Annotated in this window: 17 protein-coding genes and 1 riboswitch; of the genes, 8 read left to right on the plus strand and 9 right to left on the minus strand. The window is 67.4% G+C overall.

All coding sequences use genetic code 11. The features are described from left to right. Positions 1 to 160: 160 nt before the first annotated feature. A complete protein-coding gene (locus AB4Y44_RS35520; protein WP_368702123.1) occupies positions 161 to 913 on the minus strand; it encodes a CbtA family protein in 753 nt (250 codons plus the stop codon). A gap of 13 nt (positions 914 to 926) precedes the next feature. Further along, entirely contained in the window at positions 927 to 1145 is a 219-nt protein-coding gene (locus AB4Y44_RS35525) for a CbtB-domain containing protein (RefSeq protein WP_368702124.1), read from the minus strand. Between the two features lie 39 nt (positions 1146 to 1184). Continuing rightward, a riboswitch (cobalamin riboswitch) is annotated at positions 1185 to 1330 on the minus strand. Positions 1331 to 1374: 44 nt separating this feature from the next. Here AB4Y44_RS35525 and AB4Y44_RS35530 point away from each other — a divergent pair. Both AB4Y44_RS35530 and AB4Y44_RS35535 read left to right on the plus strand, forming a co-directional pair. Further along, positions 1375 to 2004, plus strand: coding sequence for a histidine phosphatase family protein (locus tag AB4Y44_RS35530; RefSeq protein WP_368702125.1), 630 nt, complete (start codon positions 1375 to 1377; stop codon positions 2002 to 2004). A 142-nt stretch (positions 2005 to 2146) separates the two neighbouring features. Beyond that, the gene (locus AB4Y44_RS35535) at positions 2147 to 2533 is read left to right on the plus strand and encodes a type II toxin-antitoxin system PemK/MazF family toxin (RefSeq protein ID WP_368702126.1); all 387 of its coding nucleotides are present in this window, start codon (positions 2147 to 2149) and stop codon (positions 2531 to 2533) included. On the opposite strand, the gene AB4Y44_RS35540 is transcribed toward AB4Y44_RS35535, so the two are convergent. From AB4Y44_RS35540 to hpnI, 6 genes are all read right to left on the minus strand, one after another. Beyond that, positions 2508 to 3545 (minus strand): patatin-like phospholipase family protein, encoded by a 1038-nt coding sequence (locus AB4Y44_RS35540; RefSeq protein WP_342920700.1) that lies wholly within the window; start codon positions 3543 to 3545, stop codon positions 2508 to 2510. The two genes, AB4Y44_RS35535 and AB4Y44_RS35540, sit on opposite strands and share 26 nt — an antisense overlap. Before the next feature lie 43 nt (positions 3546 to 3588). Further along, positions 3589 to 4170 carry a hypothetical protein gene (locus tag AB4Y44_RS35545; RefSeq protein ID WP_028204757.1) on the minus strand — a complete coding sequence of 194 codons (582 nt, stop codon included), beginning with the start codon at positions 4168 to 4170 and terminating at the stop codon, positions 3589 to 3591. 78 nt (positions 4171 to 4248) lie between these two features. Next, positions 4249 to 5337 carry a lysylphosphatidylglycerol synthase domain-containing protein gene (locus AB4Y44_RS35550; protein WP_368702127.1) on the minus strand — a complete coding sequence of 363 codons (1089 nt, stop codon included), beginning with the start codon at positions 5335 to 5337 and terminating at the stop codon, positions 4249 to 4251. Continuing rightward, a complete protein-coding gene (gene hpnK, locus AB4Y44_RS35555; RefSeq protein WP_368702128.1) occupies positions 5334 to 6233 on the minus strand; it encodes a hopanoid biosynthesis-associated protein HpnK in 900 nt (299 codons plus the stop codon). Before hpnK ends, AB4Y44_RS35550 begins: the two co-directional genes overlap by 4 nt. Further along, positions 6233 to 7654: a hopanoid biosynthesis associated radical SAM protein HpnJ gene (hpnJ, locus tag AB4Y44_RS35560; RefSeq protein ID WP_342925508.1), complete on the minus strand. Its 1422-nt coding sequence runs from the start codon at positions 7652 to 7654 to the stop codon at positions 6233 to 6235. Before hpnJ ends, hpnK begins: the two co-directional genes overlap by 1 nt. Before the next feature lie 86 nt (positions 7655 to 7740). Beyond that, positions 7741 to 9030 carry a bacteriohopanetetrol glucosamine biosynthesis glycosyltransferase HpnI gene (hpnI, locus tag AB4Y44_RS35565; RefSeq protein WP_342925112.1) on the minus strand — a complete coding sequence of 430 codons (1290 nt, stop codon included), beginning with the start codon at positions 9028 to 9030 and terminating at the stop codon, positions 7741 to 7743. 705 nt (positions 9031 to 9735) lie between these two features. Here hpnI and AB4Y44_RS35570 point away from each other — a divergent pair. After that, positions 9736 to 10740: an LLM class flavin-dependent oxidoreductase gene (locus AB4Y44_RS35570; RefSeq protein WP_368702129.1), complete on the plus strand. Its 1005-nt coding sequence runs from the start codon at positions 9736 to 9738 to the stop codon at positions 10738 to 10740. A gap of 24 nt (positions 10741 to 10764) precedes the next feature. Here the strand turns inward: AB4Y44_RS35570 and AB4Y44_RS35575 are convergent, their stop codons facing one another. Next, positions 10765 to 12009, minus strand: a complete 1245-nt coding sequence (locus tag AB4Y44_RS35575; protein ID WP_368702130.1) for an alpha/beta fold hydrolase — start codon at positions 12007 to 12009, stop codon at positions 10765 to 10767. A gap of 266 nt (positions 12010 to 12275) precedes the next feature. On the opposite strand from AB4Y44_RS35575, the gene glgC reads away from it, so the two are divergent. The 5 genes from glgC to AB4Y44_RS35600 all read left to right on the plus strand — a co-directional run. After that, a complete protein-coding gene (gene glgC, locus AB4Y44_RS35580; protein WP_342925109.1) occupies positions 12276 to 13541 on the plus strand; it encodes a glucose-1-phosphate adenylyltransferase in 1266 nt (421 codons plus the stop codon). 104 nt (positions 13542 to 13645) lie between these two features. Then, entirely contained in the window at positions 13646 to 15136 is a 1491-nt protein-coding gene (gene glgA, locus AB4Y44_RS35585; RefSeq protein ID WP_368702131.1) for a glycogen synthase GlgA, read from the plus strand. Between the two features lie 161 nt (positions 15137 to 15297). After that, entirely contained in the window at positions 15298 to 16170 is an 873-nt protein-coding gene (gene pdxY, locus AB4Y44_RS35590; RefSeq protein ID WP_342925107.1) for a pyridoxal kinase PdxY, read from the plus strand. Positions 16171 to 16271: 101 nt separating this feature from the next. Beyond that, positions 16272 to 16733 carry a hypothetical protein gene (locus tag AB4Y44_RS35595; RefSeq protein WP_342925106.1) on the plus strand — a complete coding sequence of 154 codons (462 nt, stop codon included), beginning with the start codon at positions 16272 to 16274 and terminating at the stop codon, positions 16731 to 16733. A gap of 293 nt (positions 16734 to 17026) precedes the next feature. Next, positions 17027 to 17784: branched-chain amino acid ABC transporter substrate-binding protein (locus AB4Y44_RS35600; RefSeq protein ID WP_368702132.1), on the plus strand; the 758-nt coding region annotated here is incomplete at its 3' end.

Here is a 17784-nt window from a genome sequence, read left to right on the forward strand (position 1 = left end):
CGCGTGCGGACCGGGCCCGCACAGCCGCGGGCGCGGTGCTTTTGAAAGGCGAAAAAAAATGCCCCGGCACGCGAGGCGCGCGGGGCATTTACGCAAGTTTGGGGTCGCTTTTTCGATAGGCGCGCGGCGTGCGGCGTGCGCGCGGCGACCCCGGCGGAGCTTAAGCGGCGCGCGTTTGCGTGCCGCGTGCGTTGCCCGCACGGGCGTTCGCGCCGAGCAGCTGTTCGGCGAGCACGCCGAACAGCAGGCCGATCGTGGTCCAGAGAATGAGCTGCATGCCGATCGACACCGTGCGGAACTTCCACAGCAGCACGGCCGGGAACGCGGCGGGCACCTCGTTGATCGTCGGCAGCGCGAGCTGGACCGCGCCGATCACGACGACGAACAGCACGAGCGCCACGATCGAAGCGTTCCAGACGCCCAGACGCGGCACGAACGCGGCGCGCACCTTGAGCGAGAACACCGACACGGCGATCGAGATCGAGATCATCAGGAAGAAGAGCCCGGTGCGATAGCCGATCGTCTCCGGGTCGCCGACCGAGGGCGGATTCGCCGGATACTTGATGTTCGGCACCATGTAGATCACGACGAACGCCGCGAGCGCGAGCCAGGCCGAGAGCGCGCGCGGCGAAAGACGCCCCACGCGTCCATTCGCATACGCGAAGACGAGCGCAAAGAGCCCGCCGATCGACGCGCCATAGACCATCACGCCCGTGAAGAGACCGACGCTCGCCTGGGTCTTGCGGCTGACGAGTTCGGGCTCGGGCGCTTCGCCCTTCGCGGCGTCCGCTTTCTCCTCGAAGGAGATCGCCTGATCGACCTGGGGCTCGCCCGCGATCTTCGCGAAGCCGAACGTGAGGAGTCCCGCGGCGATGCCTGCGAGCATGCCGCGTACCAGCAACTTGCCAACCATGTTCAGCTCCCGGTCAGTGGCAGGGGAAGCCGAGCAGATGGCGGCCGTCGTGAACGAACTCGTGGACGTACATGCCGGGGAAGATCGAGGTCGCGCCCTGCTCGGCGCCCACGAAGTACAGGGCCAGCAGCAGCATGAGGCCGCCGAAGATCGCCCAGGGCAGGATGTCTCGCAGCGGAATGGGCGCCGGCGCGGCCGGTGTGTGCTGCAAGGCGAATGTGGTTTCGGACATGCTGACTTCTCCTGGGGTTACGCGCCCCGCTAGTCGTTGAAAGCGTGGTTCACGACGCGCAGGTCTGACTTCCGTTGCTTCGATGTTTTCGACGGCAACCAGTTACAGTGGCGCGACCGCGCCGGACTTGCACCGGCTTCCGCGTGTCGTGGAGCCTGTATTCTACGCGCTGCGGCGGCTGGCCGCGGCTCGAATGTCAGCCACAGAGTGGCGAAGCAAAAGGAGAAGCATGTCGACGACAGTCTGGCTGGTGAGCCATGCGGCCAATGCCGCGCTGCGCTCGGGCACCTTCCCGCACAAGGCTGACGTGCCTGTAGTGGGCGATGACGCCGAAGCAGCGCTCGACGCGCGCGCACTCGAGGCGCTCGCCGCCTGGCGCAAGCGCTGGCACGCGCAGCTGGCCGGCGGTCATCGCCATGGCGAGGCGCCGCGCGCGCTCACGAGTCCCGCAGCGATCGCGCGCGCGAGCGCACGCGCGGCAGGCTTCGCGGGGGCAACGCCAGCTGACGCGCTCGCCGAAGCCGCCTTCGGCGCGTGGCAAGGCCGGCACCTGACGGATCTCGCGCGGGAAGCGCCCGAAGCCCTTGCGGCCTGGACGCGCGATCCAGGCTTCAGGCCGCCAGGCGGCGGCGAATCGTTCGACGATGTCCGCGCGCGCGTCGGCGCCTGGCTCGATGCGGTGCCTTGCTCGGGGGGCAACGTGATCGCCTTCACGCACGCGAGCGTGATCCGGGCGGCGATTCTTCACGCGTTGGGCGCACCGTCGCCGGGGTTTCGCTCGATCGAAATCGCGCCGCTTGCCGTGACGGCGCTGCGCCGCACGGAGCAAGGCTCGGTATGGCTCGCAGCGATGGACTGAGGACAGGGAAGGCATTCCTTGATCTGCGTCCATGCGCCGCGAAACTACACGCCCCACCCGCTCGTCGACTTCGGCCAGCCGCAAGGGACCGAGATCGGCGGACCCGATGACCCCACGCGTTTCGACCCATGGTAAGAAACGCATGAAAAACGGCACACCAGACGCAGGCGACATCCTCTGGCTCAACGTCGGGCCGGGCGCAGGCAGCGAGCAGGACGGCTATCGCCCTGCCCTCGTCCTCACCGACGCCGAGTTCAACGAACTGACAGGCCGCTTCGTGGGGCTGCCCATCACCAGCACCATTCACGGGTGGGAGTCGGAAATCCCCATCGGCGGCCTTGCCACGCCTTGCGTCGCGATGGCCGACCAGGTCACCACGCTTTCGCTCGCGGGCAGAGTCTGGCGGCACAAAGGGGAAGCGGCGGCAGCCGAGGAACTGGAGGCAGCGAAATTCGCCGTCGCCGGCATTCTGGAGCTGTCGCCAGCAGCGCAGTGGAAGCGCCCTAGTCCAGTCCCAACTGCGCCTTGATGGCCGGCATCATGTACTGCACGGCTGCGCGTCCTTCCTCGATGGCGGGTGCGGCGCGATGAAAGTCGAAGATCCCCATGCCGCCCAGGCGCGGCTGGATCAGCACGTCGGCGGGCTCGCCTGCCAGGCGGCTGCGCGTAATGCGCACCTGCATGATGTCGATGCTCTGCGCCACCGAGCTCAACACGGAAGGCACGCGCGTGCTGGGCGGCGGCGCCACGCGCACGTCCGGCCCGCCAGCCGCACCGGGGCCTGCAGGCTGCAGCCAGCGCGGGAAGCGCTTGCCGTTGCGGCGCAGGAGCGGTTCGGGCGCCGCTTCGCTTTTTTCAGCACCATTGGCGGCACCGCTGGCCGCCCCGGCAGCCGATGCCGCCGTCGCCGCGTCGCTCGTCTCCACGGGCAGTTCGCGCGGCATCGTGTCGATCGCGCCGCCCAGGTCGCGGCCGTTGAGAATGTCGTGATTGAGGTCGATGGCGATCACGGTGTCCGCGCGCATCGCGCGCGCGGCGGACACCGGCACCGGGTTGCTCAGTCCGCCGTCCACGAGCCACACGCCGTCATGCCAGATCGGCGTGAAGATGCCGGGAATCGCGATCGACGCACGCACGGCGTCCACCACCCCGCCTTCGCGCAGCCAGACTTCGCGCCCTGTATCGAGTTCGGTGGCGACCGCCGTGAACGGCAGCCGCAGGTCATCGATCGAGCGGCCGTTGAACTGGTGCGCAAACAGGTCGATCACCTTGCGCCCACCGAGCAGGCCGCCCGAAAAACGCAAGTCGAGCAGGCGCACCACGGTCTGCCAGGTGAGCTTGCCCACCCATTCCTCGAGCCAGTCGAGATCGCCGTTCGCGTACACGGCGCCGACCAGCGCGCCAATCGACGTGCCGCACACCACGTCGGGCTTGATGCCCGCTTCCTCGAGCGCGCGAATCGCGCCGATATGCGCCCAGCCGCGCGCCGCTCCACCGCCGAGCACGAGTCCCACGCGCTTGGGCCGTCGCCGGTTCATCATGCGCGCCTCCATGCGTGGCCCTGGGTCGACTCGCTCGACCGAGTCAGCGACCGCGGATCACGTCCGAGCGCGAGGTCGTCGTGACCCGCCCGTCCGGTCCGAAATGCACATTGAAATACGCTTCGGGCGTCACGCCCCCTTCCAGCCACTTCCAGCTCCACACTGTCTCCTTCTTCAAGCGATAGCCGGCCACCTGCCCAGGTTTACCGAGCAAACGGCGGACCTCGTCCTCACTCATGCCGACGCGGATCTTCGCGAAGTTTTCCGCCGTGAGCGCCTGAGTAATGGCTACGAGCCGCCCGTTCGGACCGATGTCGACCATCCAGGTCTTGAGGCCCTGCGGGCCGCGCGGATATTCGAGGCGGCGCGAGCCGTCGTCGAACACGCGCTCGGTCTCGGGCTTGCCCATTTGCTCGCGCACCTGCTCGAGCGTGGAAACGCCGGGCGTGAGGCCCTTGAGCAGCAGCGCGTCGGGCTTCACGGAATCGAAGAACGCCTTGAATCCCTGCCGGATGGTGTCGAGCATGGCATCGAACTGGCGATCGTCGCAGCCGGAAAGCGTGAACGCCGCTGTGGCGGCGCACGCGAGCGCGAGCGAACGCGTGAGTGAAAACGTGGGCTTCATGTCCTTGCTAACGCATCAACATGGGCTTGCGTCTACGCGCGCCGATCCGGCGCGCCACGACATGCCCACAATGTACCGTCAATGGACCTGATCGTGCTGCGAGTCCTGCTTCGGACGGGGCGCGCGTGCGGACACGCTCGCCGCGGCGGGCAGCGCATCGGCAGACTGTGTGGCGGACTGCGCGCCGGGGCGCAATGCGCGACGCGTGCGCACGATTTCCGCGGCCTGCCACGACAGCAGCGCGAGCACGCCGAACACCACTTCGCGCATGCGCTTGACGAGCGCGAGCGAGAACGCCACGTCCTGGCTGACGCCAAAGAGTTGCGCGAGCAGCACCACGGCGACTTCCTGCACGCCGAGGCCGGCGGGCACCATGAAGGCGGCATGGCGCACGGCCTGGGTGATGGCCTCGATGGCAAGCGCATCGCCCACCGTCACCGGATGGCCGAGCAGCGAGAGCGCCCACCACGTCTCGAACGCGCCGAGCATGTAGCCGCCGAGCTGCCAGAAGAAAGCGCGAAACATGAGGCCCGTGCGCGACATCAGCGCGTCGAGATCGGCGTCGAGCTGCTTGCCGTCGATGCCGAGTATGAGCGGATTGTCGGTGCCGAGCAGCCGCGCGGCCCAGCGTTCGATCGCATGGAAAACGCCGCCGCGACGCACCAGAAACACGGCGAGCACGGGCAGCGGCGCCGAGAGCACGAGCGCCAGCGCGATCGTCACGATGGTGCGCATTGAACCGCCGGCGCCGGTCGCCGCGACGATCAGCACGACGCCCAGCGCCGAGAACGCGTATTGCACGGCGATGGTCACGAACACCTCGACGATCACCGAAGCCGTGACCTCGCTCGCATTGCGCACCTTCCAGCGCGCGAGGCGAATGCCGACGAGTTCGCCGCCCACGCCAACCACGGGCAGCAGCCGGTTCACGGCCTCGCGCACGGTCGCGGTCCACCAGAGGAAGCTGAGCGGTGCGCGCTTGTCGAGCAGGAGGCGCCACGCATGCGCGTCGAGCAGGAGCGGCAGCGCGTGGAATGGCACGAGCCAGAGCAGCATGGGGCCTGCCGTGCCGATCACGCGCAGCACGTCGTGCGCGCCGTTATGGACGACGAGACCGATCAGGATGGCGATCCCGACGGGCAGGCCCAGCCATTGCAGCCACTTCATGACACCTGCACCTCTGGGCCGCGCGACGCAGCGGGACCAGAGCCCGAAGCGGCGCCGAAGAACACGTCGGTGAAACCACCCCGGCGCACGCCCGCCTGCGCGAGCGCTGCGGCCACGCGCGGCGAGATCAGCGCGCCGAATTCGTCGGCGTGGCGATACGTCTGCATCGACGGCGTGATGGGTCCTTCGTGCGCTTCGGCGGCGAGCGCCGGATGGCAGTAGATCTCACCCACGCCCCGCGCGGGCAGATGCGCGAGCGCGTCGAGCACGGCGGCCTCGTCCATTGCGCCCGTCTTCGCGATGCCGACCACGTAGTCGTTGTGCGCGACCCCCGCACGCGCGAGCCGCGCGCGCACGAGCGCGAGCCAGGGCTTGAGCGCGAACGGCGCACCTGCCTCGAGCGGCAGACGCATCGCGCGCAAACCATAGTCGCGGCCGATCGCGAGGATCAGCGCGAGCACCGTGGGATGCAGATGAAAATGCTTGTGCGTATTCACGTGATCGAGCGCAAGCCCGGTCGCAGCGAACGCTTCGAACTGCGCGCGGATCTCCTTCGCGAGCTGCCTGCGCACGTGCGGCAGGAAGAAGAAGCGCACGCCGTCGCGGACCATGTTGTCGCCGAAACGCCCTTGCGCGTCGACGAGCGCGGGAATCTGCGCACGCGGCAGCATGGCCGCGCCGTCCGCCAGCACCAGATGCAGCCCGACGCGCAAACCCGGCGTACGGCGCGCCCGCGCCACGGCGTCTGCCGCGGCGGGCGCGGCCACCATCAGGCTCGCGCAGTCGAGCACGCCCTCGCGATACGCACGCTCCACCGCCGCATTGACCCGCTCGTGCAGGCCAAAGTCGTCGGCGGTGAAGATGAGCGCGCGCGCATCGGGGGACGAGCGGTCCATCATGCCTCGTGTGCGCGCAGGAAGCGGAAGAACTCCACGCCTTCGCGCAGACGCCGCTTCATCATGTCCCAGCTCGTGAGCATCTCGCGCACGATCTCCCAGATCTTCGACGGCCGGAAATAGAACTGGCGATAGAACTGCTCCAGGTGGTGATAGATCTCGTCGCGCGACAGGTGGGCATAGCCGATCGCCGCGAGCTGCACGCCTTCCTTGCTCACCAGGTTGATGGTCTTGTTCTCTTCCATCCAGCCGTTTTCCACGGCCTGTTTGTACAGCGTCGTGCCCGGATACGGCGCGGCCAGCGACACCTGAATCGTATGCGGATTGATTTCCTTCGCGTACTCGATCGTCTTCCTGATCGTGTCCTGCGTCTCGCCCGGCAGCCCCAGAATGAAGGTGCCGTGCACCTTGATGCCGAGCGTCTTGCAGTCGGCGCTGAAGCGGCGCGCGAAGTCCGTGCGCACGCCCTTCTTGATGTTCACGAGAATCTGGTCATCGCCCGATTCGAAGCCCACGAGCAGGAGACGCAGGCCGTTTTCCTTCATGATCTTGAGCGTCTTGTACGGCACGTTCGCCTTCGCGTTGCACGACCACGTCCAGCCGAGCTTGCCGAGGCCAATGGCGATCTCTTCAGCGCGGGGCAGGTTGTCGGTGAAGGTGTCGTCGTCGAACATGAGCTCCTTGACTTCCGGCATGTTCTCGCGGATCCACTTCGCTTCCGCAAGCACGTTCTCGACCGAACGCGTGCGGTAGACGTGGCCGCTCACGGTCTGCGGCCACAGGCAGAACGTGCAGCGCGACTTGCAGCCCCGGCCCGTGTAGATCGACACGTACGGGTAGTTCAGGTAGCCGATGAAGTAATTCTCGATCTTCAGGTCGCGCTTGTAGATCGGCGCGACGAACGGCAGCGAGTCCATGTCTTCCAGCACCGGACGGCCCGGGTTGTGCTCGATCGAGCCGTCCTTCGCGCGCCACGAAATGCCCTTGACCTCGGCCAGCGGCATGCCTTCGGCGACTTCCTTGCAGGTGAAGTCGAACTCCTCGCGGCAGACGAAATCGATCGCCTCGCTCGCCGTGAGCGAATTGTGCGGATCGACCTGCACCTTCGCGCCCACCAGCCCGATGACGATCGACGGCTTGCGCTTCTTGAGGTCTTCGCAGAAGAGCGCGTCGGTCGGGAACGACGGCGTGCTCGTGTGGATGATGACGAGGTCGTACGCGGCTGCAATCTTCAGCGTCTCTTCGACACCCAGGCCGTCGGCCGGCGCGTCGAGCACGCGGCTGTCGGGCACGAGGGCCGCGGGCTGCGCGAGCCAGGTGGGATACCAGAACGAGCGGATCTCGCGCTTTGCCTGGTAGCGCGAGCCCGCGCCACCGTCGAAGCCGTCATACGACGGGGCCTGCAGAAACAGCGTTTTCATGCGATGAGTGCTCCGGGTACCCGTACTGTGTCGGGTGATGATTGAGGTGACAATTCGGTAAAGAAGCGCGGTAAACAGCGACGCGCTCAGCGAGCGTCCGATCCTTCGACGGCAGGCCGCCGCGCGCTCGCGGGCCTGGCCATGGCGGAAGGCGCTTCGGCCTCGGGATTGGCGACGCTCACGCGCACACCGCGCCAGATCACGTGCGAGCCGAACGCGGCGGAAAGCCACTGCAGGGCCAGCAGCACGTCGCGCAGCGGCACGAGCGGCAAATCGCGCCAGAACCCGCGCCAGCTCCCGCTCGCTCGCGCGTGCAGTATCAAACGCGCAATGATACCCGCCATCGTGGCCGTGGCGAGTCCGGCCAGCGCCGCGCGCGTCGTCGCGCACGCGCCGATGCCCGCGCCCGCCGCCAGCAGGCCGTAGAACAGCGCGCCCAGCACGAGCCACGGCGTGGGAAACGTAATGAACAGCGAAGCAAAGCCCGCCGGATTCACCGAGCGGATGGTGCGCAGCCACCGCGTCTCGCGCAGCCAGAGCGAGCCGAAGGTCGGCTCGATCACGTCGGTGGCGACCACCACGGGCGCCAGCACCGTGGCAAGGCCGTGATCGCGCGCATAGCGGGCGAGCAGATAGTCGTCGGCAAGGCAGTCCTTGAGTGCGGCGAAACCGCCGATGCGCTCGAGCGTCGCACGGGAAAGCGCGAGCGTCGCGCCAAAACCGAACGCGCGCGAGCCCGTGGAATGGGCCACGCGCACCGAAGGCGCGAACCACTCGTTGATGAAGAGCGCGCCCACGCGGGGCCAGAAACCGCCGATGCTGCGGGCACTGTAGAGGCAGGTCACGACGCCCACGTCCGGGTCGGCGAGCGGCGCGGTGACGATCTCGAGATAGTCGGGCTCGACGGCGATATCGCTGTCGGCCACGACGATCGCGTCGTAGCGCGCGCGTGCAGCCAGATTGATGAGGTTGCTCACCTTGAGATTGCTGCCGTGCACGCGCGGGTCGATCACGAGCTCGATGTCGTGGCCGGGATACGCCGCCTGCAACCGGCGCACCACGGCAATCGCCGGATCCGCCGGCGAGGACACGCCGAACAGCAACTGAAAGCGCGGATGCCGCTGCTCGCAGAAGGTCGCGAGATTCTCGTAGAGGCGCGGCTCGGCGCCGCACAAAGGCTTGAGCACGCTCACGGGCTGCGGTTGCGCACGGCGCGCGCGGTGCGCGGCTTCGCGCACGAGCGCGGCCGAACCGAGGCGCGGCATCGTCAGCGCGGCAACGAGGCCGTAGAAAGCGGCCACGCCGCACAGCACGACCACGACCCAGACGAGCACGGGCCAGGGCGCCGGGATGGCGAAAACCTGCGCCACCGTCATGACGCGCCGCCTTGCCGGGTCACGTGGGCCAAGCCGCGCTCGCCGCGGGCTGCGCGCAAGGGGAGAAGCTCCTGCGGTGCCCCGACCGGAATTCGCGTTTCACCACGTACCATTTCCCTGCCCTGAAAATCCAGAAATAAGCCGCGCATCTTAGCCGCATTACGTATTTGAAGCGGGAAACCAGACAATGGGTGCCGGTTTGCAGGATGCGAGGCAATTGAACAAACAACGAATGGAGATAAACCATCGTATGAAACATTGGACATGGTCGATCCCCGATTCGACGCCGAAAATTGTATCAGCAAGCTCCGTCAGTTGCTTCCGACGGACGCGGGAAAATGCGTTGCCAAAGTTGTAAAAGCGTAACTATTTCAGCGATTAAACAGCCACCTTCCAGAGCCTTTCCGCCCCCGAAAAAATTCGGTAAGCGTATAGAAATGATCCTTTAATAATTTTGAATTGAAAGCGCGTTTTTTGCATTGAAACAGGAGTGGTTCTCATTAATATTCCAATCGACTGGGCGTAGAAGCAATCAGCCGTTTTTGAACCCACGCGGGCGGCATGGGTTCCCGAAGGCCGCCAGCACGAACGAAAGTGCTTTGGCACAATGGCCGCACCTTGCGACTGCCTTGCGGCCTCGCGTCGGGCAACCGCCGGCGCACGGCACGCGCGTCGCGCCCCTCATACCAGGCCCCACGCTAGCCCATGACCTTCTTCTCCGTACTCGACCTCTCGCCCATCCCGGCAGGCTCGCATGCCGGCGCCGCGCTGCACAACACGCTCGATCTCGCCCGCCACGCCGAGCGCCTCGGCTACCACCGCTTCTGGCTGGCCGAACATCACAACATGACGGGCATCGCCAGCGCCGCGACTTCGGTGGTGATCGGTTACGTGGCGGGCGGCACGCAGACCATCCGCGTGGGCTCGGGCGGGATCATGCTGCCGAACCACGCGCCGCTCGTGATTGCCGAGCAGTTCGGCACGCTCGAAGCGCTCTACCCCGGCCGCATCGACCTCGGCCTCGGGCGCGCGCCCGGCACCGACCAGACCACGGCGCGCGCGCTGCGCCGCGACCTGCAGGGCAGCGCCGACAGCTTCCCCGACGACGTGGCCGAGTTGCAGCGCTATTTCGCCGCGCCCGTGGAAGGCCAGCGCGTGCGCGCGGTGCCCGGCGCGGGCTTGAACGTCCCGCTCTACATCCTCGGCTCGAGCCTCTACGGCGCACAACTCGCGGCGGCCATGGGTTTGCCGTTCGCGTTCGCCTCGCACTTCGCGCCGGACCATCTGCTCACGGCGCTGCGTCTGTACCGCTCGCAGTTCCGTCCGTCGGCGGTGCTCGCCAAGCCTCATGCGATGGTCGGCGTGAACGTGTTCGGCGCGCCCACCAACGAAGAAGCGCGCTTTCTCTTCACCTCGCTGCAGCAGCAGTTCGTGAATCTGCGGCGCGGCACGCCGGGGCAGTTGCCGCCGCCGGTCGAGCAGATCGCGGCCAACGAGTTCGAACTCGCCGGCGTGTCGCACTCGCTCGCCTGCTCCGTGGTCGGCGACCAGGAAACCGTGCGCGCGGGCCTCGCCTCGGTGATCGAGCAGACCGGCGCGGACGAGCTCATCGTCACCGCGCAGATCTACGACCACGCGGCGCGCCTGCGTTCGTTCGAGATGGCGGCGCAAGCGCGCGAAGAATTGAAGGAAGCCGCCGCGGGACGGTAACCGCCCCCGCCCTCGACCGCGCCGTCAGTGCGAGGCGTTCAACGTGTCGAGACCCTTGAGCAGCGCGGCATGAAACGCCCGCGGATCCTGCATCTGCGGCGCGTGCCCGAGATCGGCGAACTCCACGAGCGTTGCGTGGGGAATGGCGCGCTGCGCGGCTTTGGCCAGCACCGGATAGTGCCCGAGCTGCGCGCGCACTTCGGGCGGCGCGAGATCCTTGCCGATGGCGGTCGTGTCCTTGTCGCCGATGAGCAAGAGCGTCGGCATCTGCAACTGGCCGAACTCGTAGATCACCGGCTGCGTGTAGATCATGTCGTAAAGCAGCGCGGAGTCCCACGCCACCTGCGTCTTGCCCGGCCCGCGATACATGCCCGCCAGCATCTGCACCCACGGCTCGTAGGCCGGCCGCCACTGGCCCGCGTAATAGGTGGCCTGCTCGTAGCGGCGAATACCGTCGGCGTTCGTCTTGAGTTCGCGCGTGTACCAGTCGTCCACCGAAATCGACGGCACGCCCTTCACCTTCCAGTCTTCCAGCCCGATCGGGTTCACGAGCACGAGCTGTTCGGTTTCGCGCGGATACGTCAGCGCGTAGCGCACCGCCAGCATGCCGCCCGTCGAATGACCGACGATCGTCGCGTCATGCACGCCGAGCGCCGCGAGCAGCGCATGCGTGTTGCGCGCGAGCTGCTGGAAGCTGAACTGGTACGCAGCGGGCTTGCTCGACTTGCAAAAGCCGATCTGGTCCGGCGCGATCACGCGGTAGCCCGCGGCGTGCAACTCGCGGATGGTGGCGTCCCACGTCGCCGAGCAAAAGTTCTTGCCGTGCAGCAGGACCACGGTGCGTCCGTTCGGTTTCGCGGGCTGCACGTCCATATACGCCATATGCAGCGTTTGGCCCTGCGAAACGAACGCAAAGTCATGCACGGGATGCGGATACTCGAAGCCCTGCAGCTCGGGACCATACGCGGGGCCGTCGGGCGTCTCGATCGCGGCTTGCGGTGACGACGCCGCCAGCGGCGCCGCCCCGCTCGCCTCGGGGTCGGCAGCGAGGGCGGCGTGACAGAGCGCGGCCGCGCTCAGCGCGGCAACGAAGGGAGCGAGGGCAGCAAAGCGGGCAAGCGAGTGGTTCAGGATGGCTCTCATCGACGGGAGATCGGGCGAAAGGTCGGACAGAAAAACAGGACGGCGAAATGGCGCCGGTACAGCCAGCGATTCTAGCGGCCCCGCCCCGCTCATGCCGGTTTTCTCGCCCGGCGAACCGAGCGGCATGCCGTTTGCTGGTCATCAACGCCTCGCACGAACGCGGCGCGCATGTCCGGCCCTGGGCACAGGCAATTCGCGCTACGCTGCATTCGGTGCTAGAACAGTCAATACAGGACGCACGAGACGTCCGCGACGCGAGAGACGCTCGCATGTTGCACCGCGAAACGCGCCGCATCAGGGACACGCGAAGCACGCAAGAGGGACCGCACCGGCCCGGGCACGACGAGGCGGGCCGCGGCGGCCGTACCGGGGGGCACAACAAGGAGACGACCATGGAAACTCCGGCAAGCCTCAACGACCTGCAACGCACCACCCTCGCCATCGTGCTCGCTGGCGGCCGCGGCACGCGCCTCGGGCCGCTCACCAACAAGCGCGTGAAGCCGGCCGTGTACTTCGGCGGCAAGTACCGCATCATCGATTTCGCCCTCTCGAACTGCCTGAATTCGGGCATCCGCCGCATTGCGGTCGTCACGCAGTACAAGGCGCACTCGCTCCTGCGCCACCTGCAGCGCGGCTGGGGCTTCCTGCGCGGCGAATTCAACGAGTTCCTCGACCTGTGGCCCGCGCAGCAGCGTGTGGAAGGCGCGCACTGGTACCGGGGCACCGCCGACGCCGTCTACCAGAACCTCGACATCATCCGCTCGATCAGCCCGAAGTACGTGGTGGTGCTGGCCGGCGACCACATCTACAAGATGGACTACACGCGCATGATCGCCGACCATGCCGCGAGCGGCGCCGACTGCACGGTGGGCTGCATCGAGGTGCCGCGCCTGGAAGCGCGCGCATTCGGCGTGATGGCCGTGGACGAGTCGCGCCGCGTGACCGGCTTCGTCGAAAAGCCCGACGACCCGCCCGCCATGCCCGGCCGCCCCGACATCGCGCTCGCGAGCATGGGCATCTATGTGTTCGACACCAACTACCTCGTCCATCTGCTCGAAGAGAACATCTCGCGCTCGGCCACCGACCACGACTTCGGCAAGGACATCATTCCGCGCGTGGTGAGCGACGGGCACGCGATCGCGCATCCGTTCAGCATGTCGTGCGTGTCGTCGGATCCGGCCGCCGAACCGTACTGGCGCGACGTGGGCACGGTCGACGCCTACTGGTCCGCCAACCTCGACCTCGCCTCGACCATCCCCGCACTCGATCTCTACGACCGCAACTGGCCGATCTGGACCTACCAGGAACAGCTGCCGCCCGCCAAGTTCGTGCGCGACCTCAACGGCCTGCAGGGCTCGGGCACCAACCTGATCGTGTGCGGCGGCAGCGTGATCTCGGGTTCGCAGATTTCGCGCTCGGTGCTCTCGTCGAATGTCGTCGTGCAGTCGTTCTGCAACATTGCCGAGGCAGTCTTGTTGCCACAGGTGACGGTGGGCACGAGTTGCCGGCTGCGCAAGGTCGTCGTGGACCGCGGCTGCACGATACCCAACGGCACCGTGATCGGCGAAGACGCCACGCTCGACGCCGAACGCTTTTATCGCACCGAGAGCGGCGTCGTACTGGTCACCAGCGAGGCATTGGCGAAGCTGCCTGGCTAGCCGTGCGCCTCGCGAGGCCGATCCGCCGGATCGGCTTCGCTCACGGGCGCGCCGATCCGCAAGCAATCCGCAAGCAACCCGAGCACCGAGAGGACAGACTCCCGATGACCATTCGCGTCCTGCACGTAGCCAGCGAGCTGTATCCGCTCCTGAAAACCGGCGGCCTCGCCGACGTCACCGCCGCCCTGCCCGCCGCGCTGATCGAACAGGGCGCCGACGCCCGCCTGCTGCTGCCGGGCTTTGCGCCCGTGGCGGCTGGGCTCGAGGACCTGCGCCCCGTCGCGCGCCTCGCGCGCACGTTCGGCGCGCCCGAGGCGACGCTGGAACTCGGGCGCCTGCCCGGCAGCGAGCTGGCCGTCTACATGATCCGCGCCGATGCGTTCTACGCGCGCCCCGGCAACCCCTACCTCGACGCCGAGCACGTGCCCTACGGCGACAATGCGCAACGTTTCGCGCTGCTCGGCTGGACCGCCGCGCAGCTCGCGCTGCACCTCGATCCCGACTGGGCGCCCGCCATCGTGCAGGCGCACGACTGGCATGCGGGGCTCGCGCCGGCCTATCTGCGCGCAGCGGCGCGCGAACGCGGCACGAGCTTGGCGCCCGGCGGTGCGCGCTCGATCTTCACGATTCACAACCTCGCATACCAGGGCATCTTCCCCGCGCAGCAGTTCGACACGCTCGGCCTGCCGCGCGACTTCTTCGACATGCACGGCGTGGAGTTCTACGGCCAGCTTTCGTTTCTGAAAGCCGGCCTCTATTTCGCCGACAAGATCACGACGGTGAGCCCGACCTACGCGCGCGAGATTCAAACGGTCGCCCAGGGCGGCGGCCTCGAGGCGCTGCTGCGCGGACGCACACACGACCTCGTCGGCATCCTCAATGGCGTGGACTACGCCGTCTGGAATCCGTCGAGCGACGCGGCCATCGCCACGCGCTATTCGGCCACGCGCCAGAGCGGCAAGATGCGCTGCAAGGCGGCGCTGCAGACGCGCTTGAAGCTCGCGCAGAAGCACGACGCCCCGGTGTTCGGCGTGGTGAGCCGGCTCACCGAGCAAAAGGGCCTCGACCTGCTGCTCGCGGCACTGCCCGAGATCGTCGCGCGCGGCGGGCAGCTCGTCGTGCTCGGCACCGGCGACCCCAGCCTCGAACAGGGCTACGCGCGCGCCGCGCACCAGCATCCCGAATCGGTGGCCGTGGAACTGGGTTTCGACGAGACGCTCGCCCACGAAATCGTGGCGGGCGCCGACGTGATGATGGTCCCCTCGCGCTTCGAGCCGTGCGGCCTCACGCAGCTCTATGCGCTCGCGTATGGCGCCCTGCCGCTCGTGCACCGCGTGGGCGGACTCGCCGACACGGTGGTCGACGCCTCGCTGGAAAATCTCGCCGATAGTCTCGCCACCGGCTTCGTCTTCGAGCGCTTCGAACCCGAAGCGCTCACCGCCGCAATCCGCCGCGCCTTCGCGCTCTATGGGCGCAGCCGCGACTGGCGCGAGACGCGCACGCGTGCAATGCAGCAGGACTTCGGCTGGGCGGCCTCGGCGCAGCGCTACATGTCGCTCTATCGGGAACTGGCCGGTCAACACGTCGTGGCCTAGCGCCTGCCCAGGCGCAGTGCTGGCGCTCGCGGCGGGCGCACACGCAACACCGCGCCCAGGCATCCATCGACTGGGCGCAGCGAATTCGGTTATCGTTGCTGCAACTGCGCAAAGGCGCGCTGCTCGAAGCGCCGCAAGCGATAACGAAATCTGGACCGGCCATGAAAAACGTTTTGAGCATCCAGTCGCACGTCGTGTTCGGTCACGCGGGCAACAGCGCCGCGGTGTTTCCCATGCGCCGCCTGGGCGTCAATGTCTGGCCGCTCAACACGGTGCAGTTCTCGAATCACACGCAATACGGCCACTGGACCGGCGCCGCCATCGGCTCGGACGAGGTCGTGGATCTCGTCGAAGGCATCGGCGCGATCGGCGTGCTGCCGCGCTGCGATGCGGTGCTGTCGGGCTACCTCGGCACCCCCGAGCAGGCCCAGGCCGTGATCGACGTGGTGCGCGCCGTGAAGGCCGCCAATCCGCAGGCGCGCTACTTTTGCGACCCGGTGATGGGCACGCTCAACGCCGAGAACGGCTGCCGCGTCGAACCCGGCATCCAGGAGTTCCTCGTGCGCAACATGCCCGAGGTCGCCGACGCGATGATCCCCAATCACACCGAACTGCAACGGCTCGTGGGCCGCGAGATCGAGACCGCGGAAGAAGGCGTGCTCGCGTGCCGCGAACTGTTGCGCCGCGGCCCGAAGCTGGTCCTCGTGAAGCATCTGCTCGACCGCAACAGCCCTGCCGACCGCTTCAACATGCTCGTCGTGACCGAGCATGAAGCGTGGCTCGGCCAGCGCCCGCTCTACCCGTTCGCGCGCCAGCCGGTGGGCGTGGGCGACGTGACGAGCGCGGTGTTCGTCGCGCGCCTGATGCTCGGCGACTCGCTGCGCCGCGCGTTCGAACACACGCTCGCGGCCGTGAACGCCGTGGTGAAGGCGACTTACGACGCAGGCCGCTACGAGCTGGAGATCGTCGCGGCGCAAGACCAGATCGCGCGCCCGCGCGAATGGTTCGACGCCTGGGCGGTGGAAGCCGCCTAAACTGAAGCGGTGCGCGCACGGCCTATAATGCCGTCCGCATGACTCGCGGCGGCCAGACACAGCACACGGCCGCGGCGCCCACCGTCTTTAGAGAATGACCGATGTCCGATTCAATCCGTAGCGAACAGGAAGAGTATTTCGAGCAGCTTTGCCTCGCCGTCGACGCCGGCGAGACCCACGAGCAGGAAGCCATCGAATACTTCGAGGAACAAAGCCACGAAAGCGATTTCGATGCCGCCGTGTGGCTCGACATCGCGCTTTACCATGCGCCCGACGTCGCGCGCGGCATCATCGACTTCGTCGACGAGAGCGACCGCCAACGCAGCGACATCGCCCAGACCATTGCCGACACGCTCGACATCTCGTACGGCGACGACGAATGCGAACGCTTCGAAGCGACGATTCGCTTTGCGCTCGCCAACGGCATTCCCGTCGATCTCGACGTGATACTCGACGGCTGCAACCGCGCGCTCGACGACCTCGAAGGATGGGCGAGCGCCGACACCATGGCGCCGCTCGTACGCCTGCGCGACGCGCTCTTCGAACTGCAAAGGAGCGAGTAGCCCACCCGCGCGACACGGCGTGAGCGACTGACCCGGCGGCCTGCTATATTGCTCGCCATCCGCCGCCTCACGAAGGCGCGCGCCCAGCCGGCGCACATGGGGACCCGGCTGAACCACCCCACCCGCGCGCGCAGCCGTCGCACAGCCCGTCCCGGCAAGCCGCAGTCGCAAACAGCAAGACGCAAGACCTGAAAACGAGACGCCCAGCCTCCGCGCCACGCCGGCGCACGGCGCGGCGTACCCGGACAAAACGCACACAAGAACACCGCGCCGCTGTCGCGCAAGGAGTCACCATGAGTCTCGCTGCCGCGCCTGGAACCGCTAGCGCCTGCGCATTCGCCAGGCCGTACCGTGCGTGCCGCAAGCTTGCGGCTGGGCTCCTGATCGGCGCGCTGGCCACCGTCGGGACGCTCGGCGCGAGCCGTGGCGCTCTGGCCGCCGGCCCGCTCGACGTGCGGATCGGCTTCGTCTCGCCGCTCTCGGGCGACTACGCCAATTACGGCCGCGATCTGCAAAACGGCGTGCAGCTCGCCCTCGATGAGGCGAACGCGCAAAACCTCAAGATCGGCGAGCAGACGGCGCACTTCGAACTCGTGCCCATCGACGACCGCAGCGACCCGCGCCTCGGCGTGCAGGCCGCCGCGACGCTGGCGAATCAGGGAGTGAACGCCGTGGTCGGACACTTCAATTCGGGCTCGGCCATTCCGGCCTCGCGCATCTACGAGAGCGCCGGCATTCCGATGATCAGCCCCGCGGCCACCAATCCCGTCATCACGTCGCAAGGCTTCGCCAACACCTTCATGGTGATTGCAAACGACGCGCAGAACGCAGGCATTGCCGGCGCGTGGGCCGTGGACGTGATGAAGGCCAAACGCGTGGCCATCATCGACGACCGCACCGCCTTCGGTCAGGGCGAAGCCGATGTGTTCGAGCGCGCGGTGCGCGCGCATGGCGGCACCGTGGTCGCGCGCGAGTTCGCCGAAAGCATCGCGAGCGACTTCGGCCCGCAGCTTGCGAAAATCAAGGCCGCCGACGCCGATCTGCTCTACTT

The sequence above is a fragment of the Paraburkholderia sp. BR10937 genome (genome assembly GCF_040965695.1).
In the GTDB taxonomy this organism is placed as follows: domain Bacteria; phylum Pseudomonadota; class Gammaproteobacteria; order Burkholderiales; family Burkholderiaceae; genus Paraburkholderia.